Origin of the sequence: Knoellia sinensis KCTC 19936 (assembly GCF_000768705.1) — a bacterium.
GTDB classification, from domain to species: domain Bacteria; phylum Actinomycetota; class Actinomycetes; order Actinomycetales; family Dermatophilaceae; genus Knoellia; species Knoellia sinensis.
Genome location: NZ_AVPJ01000020.1, coordinates 1 through 16,338 on the forward strand (window position 1 = coordinate 1; position 16,338 = coordinate 16,338).

At 69.1% G+C, this 16,338-nt stretch carries 16 protein-coding genes; 4 read left to right on the top strand and 12 right to left on the bottom strand.

Annotation, left to right across the window (positions count from 1 at the left end):
- Window positions 1-105 precede the first annotated feature (105 nt).
- Window positions 106-573 carry a hypothetical protein gene (locus N802_RS17295; protein ID WP_035918826.1) on the bottom strand — a complete coding sequence of 156 codons (468 nt, stop codon included), beginning with the start codon at window positions 571-573 and terminating at the stop codon, window positions 106-108.
- Between the two features lie 172 nt (window positions 574-745).
- Between N802_RS17295 and N802_RS17300 the strand changes: the two genes are divergently transcribed.
- Window positions 746-1,201: a hypothetical protein gene (locus N802_RS17300; RefSeq protein ID WP_035918829.1), complete on the top strand. Its 456-nt coding sequence runs from the start codon at window positions 746-748 to the stop codon at window positions 1,199-1,201.
- Between the two features lie 16 nt (window positions 1,202-1,217).
- Here N802_RS17300 and N802_RS17305 read toward each other — a convergent pair whose 3' ends face one another.
- The 6 genes from N802_RS17305 to N802_RS17330 form a co-directional block, all read right to left on the bottom strand.
- On the bottom strand, window positions 1,218-2,228 hold the full coding sequence (locus N802_RS17305) for a hypothetical protein (protein ID WP_035918833.1): 1,011 nt from the start codon (window positions 2,226-2,228) through the stop codon (window positions 1,218-1,220).
- A gap of 138 nt (window positions 2,229-2,366) precedes the next feature.
- Window positions 2,367-3,575, bottom strand: a complete 1,209-nt coding sequence (locus N802_RS17310) for a pyrophosphate--fructose-6-phosphate 1-phosphotransferase (protein WP_035918835.1) — start codon at window positions 3,573-3,575, stop codon at window positions 2,367-2,369.
- Window positions 3,576-3,654: 79 nt separating this feature from the next.
- Window positions 3,655-4,647, bottom strand: a complete 993-nt coding sequence (locus N802_RS19740) for a LytR C-terminal domain-containing protein (protein WP_052110113.1) — start codon at window positions 4,645-4,647, stop codon at window positions 3,655-3,657.
- A 320-nt stretch (window positions 4,648-4,967) separates the two neighbouring features.
- A complete protein-coding gene (locus tag N802_RS17320) occupies window positions 4,968-6,038 on the bottom strand; it encodes an aspartate-semialdehyde dehydrogenase (protein WP_211254455.1) in 1,071 nt (356 codons plus the stop codon).
- A gap of 28 nt (window positions 6,039-6,066) precedes the next feature.
- The gene (locus N802_RS17325; RefSeq protein WP_035918837.1) at window positions 6,067-7,350 is read right to left on the bottom strand and encodes an aspartate kinase; all 1,284 of its coding nucleotides are present in this window, start codon (window positions 7,348-7,350) and stop codon (window positions 6,067-6,069) included.
- A gap of 151 nt (window positions 7,351-7,501) precedes the next feature.
- Entirely contained in the window at window positions 7,502-8,314 is an 813-nt protein-coding gene (locus N802_RS17330) for an arylamine N-acetyltransferase family protein (protein WP_035918839.1), read from the bottom strand.
- A gap of 90 nt (window positions 8,315-8,404) precedes the next feature.
- Here N802_RS17330 and N802_RS17335 point away from each other — a divergent pair, with 90 nt between their 5' ends.
- On the top strand, window positions 8,405-9,340 hold the full coding sequence (locus N802_RS17335) for an ABC transporter ATP-binding protein (protein ID WP_035918842.1): 936 nt from the start codon (window positions 8,405-8,407) through the stop codon (window positions 9,338-9,340).
- The gene (locus N802_RS17340; RefSeq protein WP_052110114.1) at window positions 9,337-10,497 is read left to right on the top strand and encodes an ABC transporter permease; all 1,161 of its coding nucleotides are present in this window, start codon (window positions 9,337-9,339) and stop codon (window positions 10,495-10,497) included. Before N802_RS17335 ends, N802_RS17340 begins: the two co-directional genes overlap by 4 nt.
- An 85-nt stretch (window positions 10,498-10,582) precedes the next feature.
- Here the strand turns inward: N802_RS17340 and N802_RS17345 are convergent, their stop codons facing one another.
- The 5 genes from N802_RS17345 to N802_RS17365 all read right to left on the bottom strand — a co-directional run bounded on the left by N802_RS17345 (window position 10,583) and on the right by N802_RS17365 (window position 15,522).
- Window positions 10,583-11,188, bottom strand: coding sequence for a DUF5063 domain-containing protein (locus N802_RS17345; RefSeq protein WP_035918844.1), 606 nt, complete (start codon window positions 11,186-11,188; stop codon window positions 10,583-10,585).
- Window positions 11,181-11,780 (bottom strand): recombination mediator RecR, encoded by a 600-nt coding sequence (recR, locus tag N802_RS17350; protein ID WP_035918846.1) that lies wholly within the window; start codon window positions 11,778-11,780, stop codon window positions 11,181-11,183. Before recR ends, N802_RS17345 begins: the two co-directional genes overlap by 8 nt.
- Before the next feature lie 158 nt (window positions 11,781-11,938).
- Window positions 11,939-12,463, bottom strand: a complete 525-nt coding sequence (locus tag N802_RS17355) for a hypothetical protein (protein WP_052110115.1) — start codon at window positions 12,461-12,463, stop codon at window positions 11,939-11,941.
- Window positions 12,464-12,616: 153 nt separating this feature from the next.
- Window positions 12,617-13,300, bottom strand: a complete 684-nt coding sequence (locus tag N802_RS17360) for a lysophospholipid acyltransferase family protein (RefSeq protein WP_084072321.1) — start codon at window positions 13,298-13,300, stop codon at window positions 12,617-12,619.
- Complete coding sequence (locus N802_RS17365; RefSeq protein ID WP_035918924.1) at window positions 13,297-15,522, bottom strand: DNA polymerase III subunit gamma and tau; 2,226 nt, start codon at window positions 15,520-15,522, stop codon at window positions 13,297-13,299. Before N802_RS17365 ends, N802_RS17360 begins: the two co-directional genes overlap by 4 nt.
- A 139-nt stretch (window positions 15,523-15,661) precedes the next feature.
- On the opposite strand from N802_RS17365, the gene N802_RS17370 reads away from it, so the two are divergent.
- Window positions 15,662-16,336 (top strand): ABC transporter ATP-binding protein, encoded by a 675-nt coding sequence (locus tag N802_RS17370; RefSeq protein ID WP_035918848.1) that lies wholly within the window; start codon window positions 15,662-15,664, stop codon window positions 16,334-16,336.
- The last annotated feature ends 2 nt before the right edge of the window (window positions 16,337-16,338 follow it).

Consider the following 16,338-nt stretch of genomic DNA (forward strand, 5'->3'; position numbering starts at 1 on the left):
CATCTGTTGCGTATGTCCTGAGACTCGACACTGTCACCCCGACCATGTGACCGAGGGCCTGTTGGATCGACGGAGTCGACCACAGGCCCTCAGTCATGTGTGGGTTCAGTACGTCACGTCGCAGACGACGCGCGTGCCCGCACCTCCCTGGGCACTGGACTGCCCGACCACCCGGTCCTTCACCTCGACCTCGCACTTGATCCAGGCACCGTCGCGGCTGGTCGTCGCGGAGACGACCACCCTGCCACCCTTCGACGGACCGTCCCCGCTCCACGAGCGACCCACGCTGGTGTCCGTGTGGGACGTGCCATCGTCACCGGTGTAGGTCACGGACTCGATCGTGGCATTCGAGGTCACGGAGTAGGTGACGCCACTGGAGGATTTCGTCGGGGCCTTCTCCTTCGAGGACCCCCCGCCCTCGGCCTTGGCGCGGGCCTCCACTCGGGCCTTCGCGCTGCTGCGCTCAGCGCTGTTCTCACAGCTGGACTCGGCACCCGTCGTCACGAGGATGACGGCCACGGACGCCGCGACGGAGAGAGCCCTCCGCCTCGGCGTGACTTCTGGTCGACCCATCGTCCTTCACCCCTCCGGGTGCGATTGCGCCTGGCACTCCCCAGCCCGGCGTCGAACCATCCACACCAGAGTGGTCCCGCGCGTTCACGGGTGTCAAGGTCCGGCCCCTGCGGCGCATCGCTGCAGCGAAGCCCCGCGACCGCCCGGGTTTACTGCGGATAGCATTCACGGCGTGAACGGAGGGGCGGGGGTCGCGCTGGTCGCGGTGTCCGTCTTCGCCTGGGCAATGTACGCGGACTGGAAGTACGCCACCAACGACCGCCTCGCGCGGTGGCTCCTGCCCATCGTGCGCCGATGGGGGCGCCGCTACGGCTTGGCAGCGTTCCTGCTGTCCCTCGCCGGTCTGGCGTTGTTTGGCGTGGCCGAGGTTGCGGGCTACTTCATCGCTCGTGCCATGGGTGACCCGCGATGGTCCCTCCTCGCCGTCCTGCCAGCGATGTTGGCCTACGCACCGGTCACCTTCGCGATGGCACCGATTGACACACTCGGCTTCCAGCAGTGGCGGGAGTCCCTGCGCAAAGCGGGCGCCGGGGACTCGGAGCAGCGCTGGATCGCGCGACTGGGCGGCCTCCCCGCACTCTTGGGGCTGTCCGTGATGATCAGCGCACTGTTCCCCATCTTCCTCTGAGGGAGAGGGGCTGCACTCAGATCCGTGGGGTCAGTTCCCCGTCCGTCTGTTCAGGAACCGCCTGGGCCGTGACCGTTGCCGGAGCGATGGCGGCATCCTCGGGCAGCCCGTCGTGCCAGTAGTCGAACGTCTGGGTCACCCAGAAGACCGCGAAGGCCAGGAGCAGCACGACCTCGACCCACAGGACCCACTCGTCCGGGGTTCCGCCCCCGAGGAACTGATCGACGACCACGAGGACAGCCGCGACGGCGAAGGTCACGGCCATGACGCCGGCAACGGCCCCATAGACGGCTCGGTAGGACTTCGCCTCGCGGCTCGGCTCGTGACCGGGCACGCCGTCGCGACGTTGGGTTGCCCGGCGGGCGTTGTCATAGGCGACAGCGGTGATGAGCGCGAAGAGCACCACCGCGGCCACGAAGTGAGCCAGGTCGAGGAAGGACTCGCGGCCCAAGGTGAACCATCCGAGGAAGGCCGCCCACGTGACGACGGCCGAGAGGAACCCGAGCTTGGTGCTGCGTGAACTCTGGCGCCTCCTCCAGATGATGGACCCGCCGAGGCCGAGTCCGAGCAGACCCAGCCCGAGCAGCCCCCAGACGTTGTTGACGACCGCCGGCACAAATTCCGGTGGCACGGAGCACCGTCCGTCCGGGTCACAGGGCGCTCCCCCGGCGCCGCGCGGTGTCGGCACGAACGCGACCACCGGCGCGAGCATCCCCGCGATGTTGAGTGCGGGGTCCTCGAAGGGTTTCCGCCCGACGATCGCCGCGAGACTGATCCCGATCGCCACGAGGGCACCGACGAAGACGCTGCGCGCCGGCGTGTAGAAGTAGGCGCTGATCGATCCGAGGCGCTGGTTGGCCGGAACGCCAGTGAGCCGCTCGATCCAGACGCACGCGAGCAGGAGCAGCACGAGCCCGACGAGGCTCAGGCGCAGGTAGCGGTAGGTCCGCACGGCCGCGCTGGCGCGCACACCCTGCGGCGTGATCGCGGACGGCTGGGCCGGGGCGGGACTGGCGATGGTGGACATGGCGGGCTCCCTTCGGACGTGGTCACCCAAGAGGAGCCCTCACGCCTCGCTCAGATACCGCACACCGCGCGCGTATGCCGTCCGCCCACCTCCCGCTTCCCCCGCAACGTCAGCGTCAACGGCTCCTAGAGCAACCGTTCACGCTGACGTTGCGTGCCCGATGGACGTTCGGAGTTCGGTGAACCAGTCGACGGTGGTGTCGAACGCCTTGCCTCCGGCGATGCGCGGGAACTCGACGGGGCGCATCTCGCCGTCATGCTCCTCGTCCTCGCCGATGACGCCGGACTCCCCCCGGAGCGCGGCGTCCACGGCGAGCTCGGTGCAGCGTCGGATGAGGGCGAGGTCCTCCTCGTTGGCAGCGGCCGACCGCGAGAAGTAGCCGGACTTCTGGACCATGACCTTCTCCGCACCGAGGCGTTCGGCGAACTGCTTGCCGAACCACGCGCCCGGATTGACCTTGTCGAGCTGGACGTGGCCGAACGGATCGACCGGCACCTCCTGACCGGCGGCCTCCATCTCGGCCACGACCTCGCTCACGCCCGCGCCCTCGGAGAGGAAGATGTTGACGCACCCGAGCTCGTCCATGACTGCCTTGAGCCGTGCCGACTCGGCCGCGAGGTCGATCGGTGACTCGGGCACGAAGACGGCGTGCACGTCCCAGCGGCGCGAGTCGAGACCGAGGTCGGGAAGCCACTGCTGCTGCGCCACCCACGCGTGGTGACGACGCGCGGTCTCAGCGGTGAGCCAACCACAATGCCGCCCCATGACCTCGTGAATGATGAGCATCCGCGGGTTGGAGGAGTGCTCGGCAAGGACGTTGCGCGCGAAGATCGCCCCCTGCTCCGCCGCCGTCCAGGCACCGAGTGACTGGCGGATCGGCACGACGTCGTTGTCGATCGTCTTGGGCAGACCGACAACGGTGAGCGGATAGTCGTGGTCCGCAAGGTAGGCCGCGAGGTCGGCCGCCGTCGTGTTCGTGTCGTCGCCACCGATCGTGTGCAGGACGTCGACGCCATCGGCCGTGAGCTGCTCGGCGGCGACGTGCAGAGGGTTCTGGCCCTCCCTGACGAGGCCCCGCCTGACGCAGTCCTCGACATTGGTCAGCTTGACCCGGCTGTTGCCGATCGGGGAGCCACCGAACCCATGGAGCAGGCCCGCGCCCTCACGCACTGCGGGTGTCACCTCCACCGAGCGGCCGGTGAGCAGGCCGGCATACCCGTTCAGGTAGGCGATGATGCGCACGTCGGGTGCCACTGCGGTGTAGCGCTCGATGAGTCCGCCGACGGCGGACGACAGGCAGGGCGCGAGGCCACCTGCGGTGAGCAGGGCGACGGTCTGGACTGGCATGACGTCAGTCAACCAGTGTGACGACCGCCACAGCAGCCCCAGCCCGAGGTACGGACGCCTCAGGCGGAGACAGTCGGCGTCACTCGCAGGGACGGAAGACGACTGCCGGTGGGTCCTTGCGCACGGCCTGCGGCTTGGGGAGCTCGGCGACTGGAGTCACGGTCTCGAACTTGTTGCCGATGATGACGTCGATCGTCATGTTGTCGCGCGACACCTCCTTGAGCACCGAACCCTTGATGTGCCGGGCGACGAGTGCCGCTGCGAGGTCGGCATCAGGTCCGTGGCGGATGACCGCGACGTCATCGGGGAGGAACGAACGGTCCGGGTCGTTGCCCTGCTTGCCCGGCTTGAAGCCACGCGCCGCGAGTTCGTTGAGAGCCGTCTTGGCCAAGCCGGAGCGCCACGTCGTGTTGTAGACGTTGACGGTGAAGGACTTCTGGCTCGGCGGCTTCGGCGGCGGTGCCGGGAGCATTCCGGTGAACTCGCCGCCGATCACGAACGAGACCGAGGTGCCGGCGCGTCCGTCGTACTCGAGCTCGGCGCCCGCGATCGTCTGGGCGAGGAGCAGGGCCTGATCGAGCCCCTCCTTGCCGTGGAAGATCTTGGCCGGCGCCTTGACATAGAGGGTCCGGGGGGCGCCGGACATGTCGACGACGTTGAAACCCCGACGCGTGAGGTTGCGACCCACGCTGTGAGCAGCCCCGTCGAGGCCGGCCGCATTGAGGACGGTCACCTTGAACGACCCGGCGGCCGGTGCGAGGACCTTGACGGGCTGGCAGGCCGGCGGGGGGGGCTCGTTCTTCATGAGACCGGTGCCGTATGCCGTGGCGATGCTGGCCGTGCCCAGGATGACGGCCGGGATGGTGATGAACGCGGCGAAGCGGCGGAACTGGTAGCGGCGCCAGATCTGGTCGTCGGAGAGGTGCTCCTGCGCGCGTGCCCGCTCCAGGAGCTCCTTGTGCACGGTCTCCCGGGTCTTGCCGACCCCGCGACTGGCGAGGTGATGGGCGGCCTTGGCCGTGCGGGCAGGGAGAGGCGCCTTCTCGGACTCGGACTTCCGATCCCTGAACACGACCACTCCTCACACACGTCGACCCAGCACAGCCCCAGAGCCGCTGGACAAATTTCACCACGAGTCACATCAGTCACACGAGTAACACGCCGGAATCGTCACCGGACCGAGACTCGCCGTCGAGATCGTCACCCCACAACCGACTGACGGACTCGCCAGCGAGGGCAGGGTCACATCAGAATATGGACGAGACCTAACCAAAAGGTCACGATCGGGTCACTCCGGCGTATCGCGCGTGCCCTCGGCTCGGGAACGTCACACATCGCAGGGAAGTTTTGCCGCGCGGGTGAAGATCGCCACAGCCCCCCAGCCCCGTGAGGTCAGAGTGCCGCGGCGACGAGCTCGGCAGTCTGGAGCATGTTGAGCGCAGCGCCCTTGCGCAGGTTGTCACCGCACACGAAGAGGTCGAGCGTTCGAGGAAAGTCGATGGCCTGACGCATCCGACCGACGAAGCGCGGGTCCGCCCCGACGATGTCGACCGGCGTGGGGAACTCGCCCTGCTCCGGGTCGTCCATGACCACCACCGCTGGCGCCTCGACGAGCGCCTGACGTGCCTTGTCGACGGTGATCGACTTCGCGAACGTCGCGTGCACCGACACCGAGTGGGTCGACACCACGGGCACCCGGACGCAGGTCGCCGACACCCGCAGGTCCGGCATGCCCAGGATCTTGCGAGTCTCCTGGCGGATCTTCGACTCCTCCGAGCTCCACCCGTCACCGACGTGCGACCCGGCGAACGGCAGGACGTTCAACGCGAGTGGGCCACCGAACATGCTCGGTCCCAGCTCGTGCTCGATGGCTCGGCGGACATCGCCGGGTCGCATGCCCAGCTCGCGGTTGCCCCCAACGAGGGCGATCTCGTCGTGCAGCCGAGACATGCCCGCGCGGCCGAGACCCGAGGCGGCCTGGAAGCTCGTGACGACGAGTTCGGTCAGCTGCCACTGCGCGTGCAGGACGGCAAGCACGTCGATCATCGTCATGACTGTGGCGCCGGGGTTGGCGATGATGCCCTTGGGCCGGTCGTGGACGGCCTCCGGGTTGATCTCGGGGACCACCAGAGGGACGTTCGGGTCGCGACGGAACGTCGGGCTGTTGTCGATGACCACGGCACCGCGCTCGACGGCGACCCCGGCCCAGTTGGCCGAGATCTCCGGGGGGATGTCGACCACGGCGACGTCGATGCCGTCGAAGAACTCGGGGGTCAGGGCCTCGACGGTGAGATCCTCGCCGGCCACACGGCATACGGAACCAACGTCCTCGGCGCCCGCGGCGAGGCGCACATCGCCCCAGAGGTGACGACGGACGGGAAGCACGTCGCGCACGACAGTGCCGACCGCTCCAGTCGCGCCGACGATGGCAAGTGTGGGAGCGGCAGTGGTCACGAGGGTCATCAGATCAGCGCCACCTGAATGTCACCTGTCAGCGGCCTGTACCCGCGTAGACGACCGCCTCGCCTTCCTCGGAGTCGAGCCCGAAGGCCGTGTGGACCGCGCGCACCGCCTCGTCGAGGAGCTCGGTGCGGGTGACGACGGAGATCCGGATCTCCGAGGTCGAGATCATCTCGATGTTGACTCCGGCGTCGGCGAGCGCTTGGAAGAACGTGGCCGAGACCCCCGGGTTGGAGCGCATCCCGGCGCCGACGAGCGACAGCTTGCCGATCTGGTCGTCGTACTGAAGCCCGGCGAACCCGACCTCGTCCTGCACCGCCTGGAGCGCCTCCATCGCGCCCTGGCCGTCCGTCTTGGGCAGCGTGAAGGAGATATCCGTCAGGCCCGTCTCGGTGGCGGAGACGTTCTGGACGATCATGTCGATGTTGCTCTCGGCGTCGGCGACGGCGTGGAAGATGCGGGCGGCCTTGCCCTTCTGGTCGGGCACACCGACGACCGTGATCTTGGCTTCGCTGCGGTCGTGTGCGACTCCGGCGATGATCGGGGCTTCCACGGCTTCTCCTTCAGGACCTGCGGGGCCGGACTGGTCGGTGACGATCGTGCCCTCTTTTGGCGTGAAAGAGGAGCGAACGTGGATGGGAATGTCATAGCGACGCGCATATTCGACGCTGCGCAGGTGCAGGACCTTGGAGCCGCTGGCGGCGAGCTCGAGCATCTCCTCGGCGGAGATCCGGTCGAGTTTGCGGGCCTTGGGCACGACGCGGGGGTCGGCCGTGAAGACCCCATCGACGTCGGTGTAGATCTCGCACACGCTCGCCTTGAGCGCGGCCGCGAGCGCCACGGCGGTCGTGTCCGTGCCACCGCGACCGAGGGTGGTGATCTCCTTGGTCGTCTGACTCACGCCCTGGAACCCGGCGACGATGACGACGTGCCCGTTGTCGAGGGCCTCGGTGATGCGGCCCGGCGTGACGTCGATGATCTTGGCCTTGCCGTGCGCCTCGTCGGTGATGACGCCGGCCTGGCTGCCGGTGAACGAGCGGGCGCTGATGCCGAGGTCGTGCATGGCCATCGCGACGAGTGCCATGCTGATCCGCTCACCCGCGGTCATGAGCATGTCCAGTTCACGCGGCGGCGGGACCGGGCTGACGTCCTGTGCGAGGTCGAGCAGCTCGTCGGTGGAGTCACCCATGGCCGACACGGCCACGACGACGTCGTTGCCGGCCTTGCGCGTCTCGGCGATGCGGCGCGCGACGCGCTTGATGCTCTCGGCGTCGGCGAGCGAGGAGCCGCCGTACTTCTGGACGACGATGGGCACGTGGCACTCCCATGCGGGTGGTCGCGGGCGAACGCGGGCGGGTGATGGTCGCCAGCGAGTCTAACGACGCGCGGTGGTCACCGATCCTGCGCCCGTATGCCGGTCTGCTGCCTCCGATGGTCAGCTCGCCTCTGCGCCCTGAGCCTCTCGATCACGTCGCCGAGCCGGCCACCTCGGGTTCGGTGAGGTTGGCCCCCAACCCCTCCAGAACGTTGGACAGCTCGGCGCGCGAGTAGTCGCGGTGCTCAGTCGTGCGATCCGGCCGACGCACGGACACCCCATCGAGGCTGAGCGTGGTGACGTTCGACCCGCCGTCAGCGTCCCGCCCGAACCGCGTGCACATGAGCGTCGACCGGAAGTGCGTGCGCGGGTGGGTACTCGTCCAGAGATGGCCCATCTCGACGTCGACGGGCTGCACTGGGAGGTCGTCCATCGTGTGCATGTATTCCCAGTCGTCGTGGACCCAGCGGTCCAGCGCCCACGACCGGCCCTCGCTGACCCGGCGCACCCGATGCCGCCATCCCGAGTGCGTGGCTTCGGCGCCGTCGACCAACGGGATCGGGCCGAGCGGCGGGCGACCGATGCCGGGGTCGACCATCAGCGGGCTGCCGTCGAGGTCCACGACCAGGACGAAATGAGTCCGTGGACTCGTCGCGACCGCGCCGACGCGCGCGAGGTGACGGGTCACGGCATACCCAAGTCGTTCGAGAACGGCACCGAAGAGGGTGGCGTGCTCGAAGCAGTAGCCGCCCCGCCCGCGACCGACGAATTTCTGCTGCACCGCCTCGAGCGCGACTCCGGGGTGGGTCTCGAGCAGCACGTCGAGGTTGTCGAACGGGAAGGTCTCGGCGTGAGCAGTCTGGAGCCGCTCGAGGGCCGCGAGGCTGGGCGGCTCTGCGGTGACGCCGGTGCGCACGAGGTAGGCATCGAGGTCGAGCCGGTCGACGGTCCACGGATCGCTCATGGACCGATCACACCACCTCAGGTGCACCTGAGATCCAATCGTGAGTCGAATGCGAATCCCGTATGCCGTCCGCCGCCTACCGTGGGCGCCATGAGTTCTGCGGAGGGTCCGGTCTCGGGCGGTGGGATCGTCGTCGACAGAGTGCATCGGGCCTTCGGCGACGTCGTAGCCGTCGACGACATCTCGTTGGTGGCGAGGCCCGGTGAGGTGACCGCCCTCATCGGCCCCAACGGCGCCGGCAAGACCACGCTCATGCTCATGCTCGCGACGTTGCTCGTGCCGGACGACGGGTCGATCACCGTCGACGGCTTCTCACCGGTCGACGACCCACGAGAGGTGCGGAAGCGGATCGGCTGGATGCCGGACGGCTTCGGAACGTGGGACGCGCTCACGGTGAGGGAGGTGCTGCACACGATCGGGGCGGCATACGACATGCCTGTGGGTGAGACGCGGGCGCGGACCGAGGAAGTCCTCGCGCAGGTGCACCTCGCCGACCTGGCGGACCGTCGGGCGCGAGTGCTGTCGCGGGGGCAGAAGCAACGGCTGGGGATGGCCCGGGCACTGCTGCACCGACCGACGACGCTCATCCTCGACGAGCCCGCCTCGGGTCTGGACCCGCGCAGCCGGATCGAGCTGCGTGACCTGCTGCGTGGGCTCGCGGCAGCGGGAACGACGGTGCTGGTGTCGAGCCATATCCTCACCGAGCTGCAGGAGATGGCCGACCGTGCGGTCATCGTGTCGCGCGGCCGGACCATCGAGACCCAGACCGTCGACGGAGCCGCACCGGTGGCCCGGACGTGGCGGGTCACTGCCCTCGATCGCGCCCGCCTCGTGACTGCCCTCGGTGAGGCCGGCGCCGACTGGCACGACGCGGGGACTGCAGTGGACGTGACGCTGGCAGGCGACCGGGAGGCAGCCGAGCTCCTCGCACGGCTCGCTGGGAGCGGAGCCGGTGTCACGGCATACGCACCGCTTCATGGGGAGATGGAAGCCGCCTACCTGGCCGCGACGGAGGACCGACAGTGAGCGCCACAAGGCTGTGGACCGTCGCCCGCCTCGAACTGGTCCAACGGCAGCGCACGTCACGCTGGCCGATCGTGTTCGGGGCGTGGTTCGTCATCATCGGGCTCGTGACACTGGCGTCGTGGCGGGCCGTGCGCGAGGCGGACTTCTCCTCCGGGCCCTCGCTCTATGACGTGACGACGTTCTTCGTGCTCATGCTCGGGATGCTGGTCGTGCCATCGCTGACGGCGACCACCGTCAACGGGGACCGCGAGCACGGCGTCCTGGCGACCCTCCAGACGACGCTGGTGACCTCGTGGGAACTCGTGCTCGGCAAGCTGCTCGCGTCGTGGATCGTGTCGCTGTGCTTCCTCGCGACGGCGCTGCCATTCCTTGCATGGGCGTGGATCGAGGGCGGGCTGTCCGTCGGGCGAATCCTGTTGTCGCTGTTGGTGTTGGTCGTGGTGATGGCCGTGGTCGCCGCCGTCGGGCTGATGTTCTCGACGCTGACTGCGCGACCCGTGTCCTCGGCGGTGCTGACGTATCTCAGCTTGGCCTCGCTGGTGTTCGGGACCCTCATCGCGTTCCTGCTCTCGGCGGTGCTGTTGACCGACCAGGTGACGGTGCGGGTCAACGGGATCCCGGAGAGCTACTGGGCGGCTCAGGTCGAACCTCCCACCGGTGCGGAACCTCCCGTCGAGGGCCGGATGATGCAGCCGACCCAGGCCGACTGCGAGGTGTTCACGCGGACGTCGGAGGTCTCACGCACCGACCGCCTGTGGCCGTTGCTGGCCATGAACCCGTTCGTCGTCGTGGCCGATGCGGCGCCGTCACGCCACGCTGACACCGGGACGTTCACGGGCGGATTCACGCCGATGCGCTGGATCAGTGACGGTGCGCGCGACGCCAAGGCTGGGCCGGCGGTTGGCGAGGTGCAGGACGAGTGCTCGTACCTCCCCGCGTCCGGCTCGGCGCCCCTGGACGGGGAGTCGGCCGACGACCTGTCCCTCGCCGCAGAGGAAGCACGCAACGCGGCGGCATTGGAACGCCGCGACGCGAACCCGGTGTGGCCGTGGGGGCTGGCGTTCCTCGTCGGGTTGGGGCTGGTCTCGGTCGTCGTCGCCGAGCAGCGGGTCCGGACGCCGGTGCGACGCCTGCCGAGCGGCACCCGCATCGCCTGACCCGACTTTGTGCCCCATTGGGACATGTTCGACCGGCCGAAGGCCGTCCGACACGTGTCCCAATGGGGCACAAAGTCGGAAGGCGTCAGGGGTGGAGGGCGTCGAACTCTGCCTCGGACACCGCGTCCGGGTCGGCATCGAGGCGGACGTGGGCCAGAAGCGCCTGGAGGACGCGGAGTGCGCTCGCGGCGCGCTCACCCCAGTCGGACAGGTAGCTGAACTGCCACCACCAGAGGGCCTCGAGGATCCGGCCCTCCTCGTGGTGGCGCAGGCCGTGGGCCAGGGCGGACGCGACGACGGTGAGGTCGTTGGCGAGAGAGCCCGTGGTCAGTTGGGGCTCCGTCACGGGGTCGACGACATCCGCGTACTCATCCAGACCCTCGAGGAGGTTGGTGAGATTCTCGCGCAACGGATCCATCTCGACGTCCGGGCCCGGATCCACCTCGAACCGGTCCTCGGGGACGATGTCCTCGATCGCACCGAGTCGGGCACCCATGACGAGCACCTGGGAGAGTGCGAGGAGGCCGAGCGGGAGGGCCGCTGCCGGGTTGGCGCCAGAAGCGATGTCGGCCACGGTCGAGAGGTAGGTGCGCGCCTCGTCGGCGGAGTCGGCGGCCAGGGCGCGCAGATCCGAGAGCTGGTCGGTCGGGGCTGCCGCGGTGTCGGTGGAGGCGGGCTTCTCGTCAGGCATCGAGCAATCTCCGTCCTTCGAAGGCGCGACCGAGGGTGACCTCGTCGGCGTACTCGAGGTCGCCGCCGACGGGCAGGCCGGAGGCGAGGCGGGTGACCTTGATGTCCATGCCCTTGAGGAAGCGGGCGAGATAGCTCGCAGTCGCCTCCCCCTCGAGGTTGGGGTCGGTCGCGATGATGACCTCGGTGACCTCACTGCTCGCGAGCCGCGTCATGAGCTCACGGAAGGTCAGGTCGTCGGGGCCGATGCCGTCGATGGGGCTGATCGCGCCGCCGAGCACGTGGTAGCGACCCCGGAACTCACGGGTCCGCTCGATGGCGACGACGTCCTTGGGCTCCTCGACGACACAGATGCTGCTCGCGTCACGTCGGGGGTCGGCGCAGATGCGGCACTGTTCGGCCTCGGCGATGTTGTGGCAGGTGACGCAGAAGCGCACCTTGGCCTTGACCTGGGTCAGTGCGTCGGTGAGTCGCTGCACGTCGACGGCGTCGGACTGGAGCAGGTGGAAGGCGATGCGCTGCGCGCTCTTGGGCCCGACGCCCGGGAGTCGTCCGAGTTCGTCGATGAGGTCCTGCACTGCGCCTTCGTACACACCTTGAGCCTAGGCCACAGGGCCGTCAGGGTCTCCCCACCGCGCCCCGCGCCGGGATCCAATGCCCAAGCAGTCGAGGTAGTACGAAACACCGAGGGCGGTCCACGTGCACCGGAGTTTCGTACTACCTCGACCACCACTGGGCCTCCTGCATGGGTTCAGTGGTGCCGACCCACCTCGGCGTGCCAGTAGGCGGCGTTCTCGCTGCCGATCTTGAGGATCGAGTCGGGCCGGTGGCGTGCAGGCCACAACTCGAGCAAATAGAAGTCGACTACGCCCTCCGCAAACTCTCCGACGCCTCCGGCATCCCGCCCACGCGCAGACACCCGTAGCCGGTAGGTGCCGGGCGGAATAGTCAGGGTCCCGCTGCTCTCGCCTGCCCACGACGACCACTTCGCGCTGGCGTTGTCCGGAATGGTCACGGAGACCTCGACAACGTCCTCCCACGTCGGGTCAGCACCGTCCGGCGAGTCATCGTGGAGGGTGATGGTCACTGCCGATCCCCCTGATCGACGCGCGAGGTTCAGGTAGGCACCTTCAGGGTCAGCCACTCCCACCAGGCCATTGACCTGACCTTCGAAGAATCGGTCGACGTCTCCGTCGAATCCGAGACCTTCAGCCCAGATCAGGTCGAACTGGCCATAGTCGGTCTGGATGATGTCGTCGAGCAGTGTCCTGTGCACCGGCGTAGTCTGCCCGACGCATCCAGCGCCGGGGATCTACAGGGCACCACGCCCACGGGAGGGTTGGTGTGGGATCCGGAGGGAAAAGAAGCCTCCGGATGGAACAGGTTCCCTCATGGGGAGCAAAAGTTGGGGCGGGCGGGTGGGTGCGGGTCAGTCGTCGGGGTCGTCGGAGGCCGGGCGCTCGTTGTAGGCGTCGACCCGTTCCTGCCCGGTCAGCGTCGCGATCGAGTCCATGACGTCGTCGGTGAGCTGGCGGCGGGCACGGCCGGCGGGCAGACCGGCATACGTCGAGGGCTGGATCGGTGACCCGAACGCGATGGTGACGTCAGCCATCCGCAGCCCACGCGCCCCCACGGGCTGGACCTTGTCGGTGCCGATGAGCCCGACCGGGACGACCGGCACGCCCGCCGTGAGTGACAGGAACGCGACGCCGGTCCGACCGCGATAGAGCCGACCGTCGCGCGAGCGCGTGCCCTCGGGATAGATGCCGAACGCCTTCCCCGCGCGCAGCACCTCGAGTGCGAGGTCGAGGGAGTCCTTGGCCGCACCTGAACTGTCGCGGTCCACGGGGATCGCGTCTCCCGACTCCATGAAGCCGCGGACAAACCGACCTCGGATGCCCGTGCCCGTGAAGTACTCCTTCTTGGCGAGGAAGGACACCTTGCGGGGAGCGGCGACCGGGATCGCGAACGAGTCGATGAAGGACAGGTGGTTGCTCGCGAGCAGGACGCCTCCGGTCTTCGGAACGTGCTCCTTGCCGACGATCGTGGGCCGCCAGATGGCGTGCGCGAGCGACATCATCGCGGTGCGACCGACCCAGTAGTAGGTGCTCACACGCCCTCTTCGTGGATGACCGTGCCGCCCAGGACTCGCTCCACGACGGGCACGCCGACCTCACCGAGGCCTTCGATGTCCTCGTCGTCGTCGCTGATCGCCGAGTCGTCGGCGACCGGGGGTTCGTCGGGGTCGGGCTCGGCCGCGACCGTCTCCTTGGCGCGAGCGAACGGGCTGACCGGCGCGGCATCCGATGGCGCGCCCGCGGTCGCCCAGGCGGGGGCAGCCGCAGAGTCGTTGCCACCACTCCCCCAGTCCGGTTGCGTCGTGGGCGGCTGACTCGGCACGTATGCCGCTTGCTCGCCTCCGCGGTCCGCCTCGGCTGCCGCTGCGGCGCCGTTGGCCTCAGCCCGTGCCTGCGGTGACTGCTGCGCCTGCGCGGGAGGCCCGGCTTCGGGTGCACGCGCCGGCTCCGGCGGACGGTTCGGATCGATGGTCGGCACGCCGCTCGTGTCGCCGATCGACGATCCGTCGGCCGGCACGCCCTCGACCTGGGCGTCGATCCCGAGGACGTCGATCAACGCCTGCTGGACATAGGTCGCGTGCGGTCCGCGGCGGAACGTGTTGGTCAGACCGGTCGTCGAGATGCCGAGGAGCAACCGCTCCCCGTTGTAGTCGAGGACCTGCGCGTGCTCCGACACGAACGTCCAGGTCGTCCGGCGCAGCTCGAAGACCTTGGCGAGGATGTCGGGCCAGGAGCGTCGGATGGCCGCGGTGTCGAGCCCGCCGGTGCTGCGCGGGGCCGGTGCCTCCGGTGGCGGGGATGCCTGCTGCTGCGTCGGCGACACCTCGGAGACGCGTCGGGCCACCTGCGACTGCGGAGCCTGCTCTTGCACCGCCGGGCCGGGCTGCTGGGGCGACGCGTCCGCCTCGGTTGGCGGCGCAGGTGACTGCGGCTCGATGAACTCGGGCTCGTCGGGCCCCTGCGGCTCCTGGGGCTCCTGCGGCTCCTCGTCCCGGGGCGCCGGGGCAGGAGTGGGCGCAGGAGCTGACACCGCAGCAGGAGGCGCCGCAGGGGCGGCCGGCCGCACGGGAGCGGGACCCGCACCGCTCGGGACTCCGCCGACGTCGAGGCGACGTTCGAGACGATCGAGGCGGGCGGCATACCCCGTCTCTCCGGCGGCAGCCGGCAGGAGAAGCCGCGCGGCAATGAGTTCGAGCTGAAGCCGTGGCGCAGTGGCACCGGTCATCTCGGAGAGTCCGGCGTTGACGACGTCGGCAGCACGCGACAAGGCACCACCACCGAATGCCGCGGCCTGCTGGCGCATCCGCTCGAGCTGGTCCGGCGGCAGTGCCCGCAGGACGGCCGAGGCGCCGTCGGGCACGGCCGCCACGACGATGAGGTCACGCAGCCGCTCGAGGAGGTCCTCGATGAAGCGCCGCGGATCCAGACCCGTCTCGATGACGCGCTCGATCGCCGAGAACGCCCCCGCACCATCGCCCGCCGCGAAGGCGTCGATCGCCGCGTCGAGCAGCTCGCCGTCGGTGAAGCCGAGCAGCGCGGCCGCCGACTCATAGGTCAGTCCCTCGTCACCCGACCCGGCGATGAGCTGGTCGAGCACGGACAGCGAGTCACGCACCGACCCACCACCGGCACGCACGACGAACGACAGCACGCCCGGCGCGACCGCAACGCCCTCGGCGGCACAGAGCCGCTCCATGTATTCGGTGAGTTGCCCCGGCGGCACCAGCCGGAAGGGGTAGTGATGCGTGCGCGAGCGGATCGTCCCGATGACCTTCTCGGGCTCGGTCGTCGCGAAGACGAACTTCACGTGCTCCGGCGGCTCCTCGACGATCTTGAGCAGCGCATTGAAGCCCTGCGGCGTCACCATGTGCGCCTCGTCGATGATGTAGATCTTGTAGCGGCTCTGCGCCGGCCCATAACTCGCACGTTCGCGCAGGTCACGGGCGTCGTCGACACCTCCGTGGCTGGCGGCGTCGATCTCGATGACGTCGACCGTGCCGGGACCACCACGCGCCAGGGCCACGCACGAGTCGCAGGTGCCGCACGGGGTCGCCGTCGGGCCCTGCTCACAGTTGAGGCAGCGGGCGAGGATGCGGGCGCTCGTCGTCTTGCCACAGCCGCGCGGCCCGCTGAAGAGGTAGGCGTGGTTGACGCGGCCGGTGCGCAGCGCCTGCATGAGCGGCTCGGTCACGTGCTCCTGCCCGATGACGTCGGCGAACGTCTCGGGGCGGTAGCGGCGATAGAGGGCGGTGCTCACGGGGTCCAACGTAGTCGGCGGGAAGGACAGCCGGTATGCCGCGTGGTCACCACCCGGCATACTCTCGCTTGCGTCAGCGTGGACGGTCGTCAGAGCGACCGTTGCCACGGACGCAGGGCACTGAAGGGGTGTGACTCGCGTGGAGGTCAGGGCCGACGACGTCTCCAAGGTGATCGGTCCGGCGACCCTGCTCGCGCCGGTCTCCGTGTCCGCGCCGAGCGGATCCTGCCTCGTGCTCCGGGGCCCCAACGGCTCGGGGAAGACGACCCTGCTCCGCATCCTCATCGGCACCCTCCCCGCGACCACCGGCACCGCCCAGGTGGGTGATCGCCCCGCCGACGAACGCGACCCCGTCGTTCGCGCGGCCGTGGCGGCCCTCGTCGGTGCGCCTGCCACCTATCGCGACCTCACCCTGCGCGACCACCTGGTCCTCCTCGACGCGACGTGGGGCGGCGACTCGGACACGTGCGACGAGCGGGTTGCCGCGGCACTGGAGGAGCTCGGCATCGGGCACTTGGGCGAGCGCTTCCCCCATGAGCTGTCGTCCGGCCAGACCCAGCTGTTCCGCCTGTGCCTGACCCTCTTCCGCCCCAGTGAGGTCCTCGTGCTCGACGAACCCGAGCAGCGCCTCGACACCACGAAGCGCGCACTGGTGGCCGACCTGGTCGCCGCGCGACGGGATGCCGGCACGACGATCGTCCTCGCCTGCCACGACCCGGTCATCACCGAACGCCTCACCGGTCGGCCCGCGGACCGGGTCGTCGATCTCGTCGCCGCCGACAGTGCCACGGAGCGGGCAAGCGGCGATGACTGACG

Coding starts and splice junctions, on each gene's coding strand:
- N802_RS17295 (WP_035918826.1), bottom strand. CDS start 573: ATGGGTCGACCAGAAGTCACGCCGAGGCGGAGGGCTCTCTCCGTCGCG.
- N802_RS17305 (WP_035918833.1), bottom strand. CDS start 2,228: ATGTCCACCATCGCCAGTCCCGCCCCGGCCCAGCCGTCCGCGATCACG.
- N802_RS17310 (WP_035918835.1), bottom strand. CDS start 3,575: ATGCCAGTCCAGACCGTCGCCCTGCTCACCGCAGGTGGCCTCGCGCCC.
- N802_RS17320 (WP_211254455.1), bottom strand. CDS start 6,038: ATGACCCTCGTGACCACTGCCGCTCCCACACTTGCCATCGTCGGCGCG.
- N802_RS17330 (WP_035918839.1), bottom strand. CDS start 8,314: ATGAGCGATCCGTGGACCGTCGACCGGCTCGACCTCGATGCCTACCTC.
- N802_RS17335 (WP_035918842.1), top strand. CDS start 8,405: ATGAGTTCTGCGGAGGGTCCGGTCTCGGGCGGTGGGATCGTCGTCGAC.
- N802_RS17345 (WP_035918844.1), bottom strand. CDS start 11,188: ATGCCTGACGAGAAGCCCGCCTCCACCGACACCGCGGCAGCCCCGACC.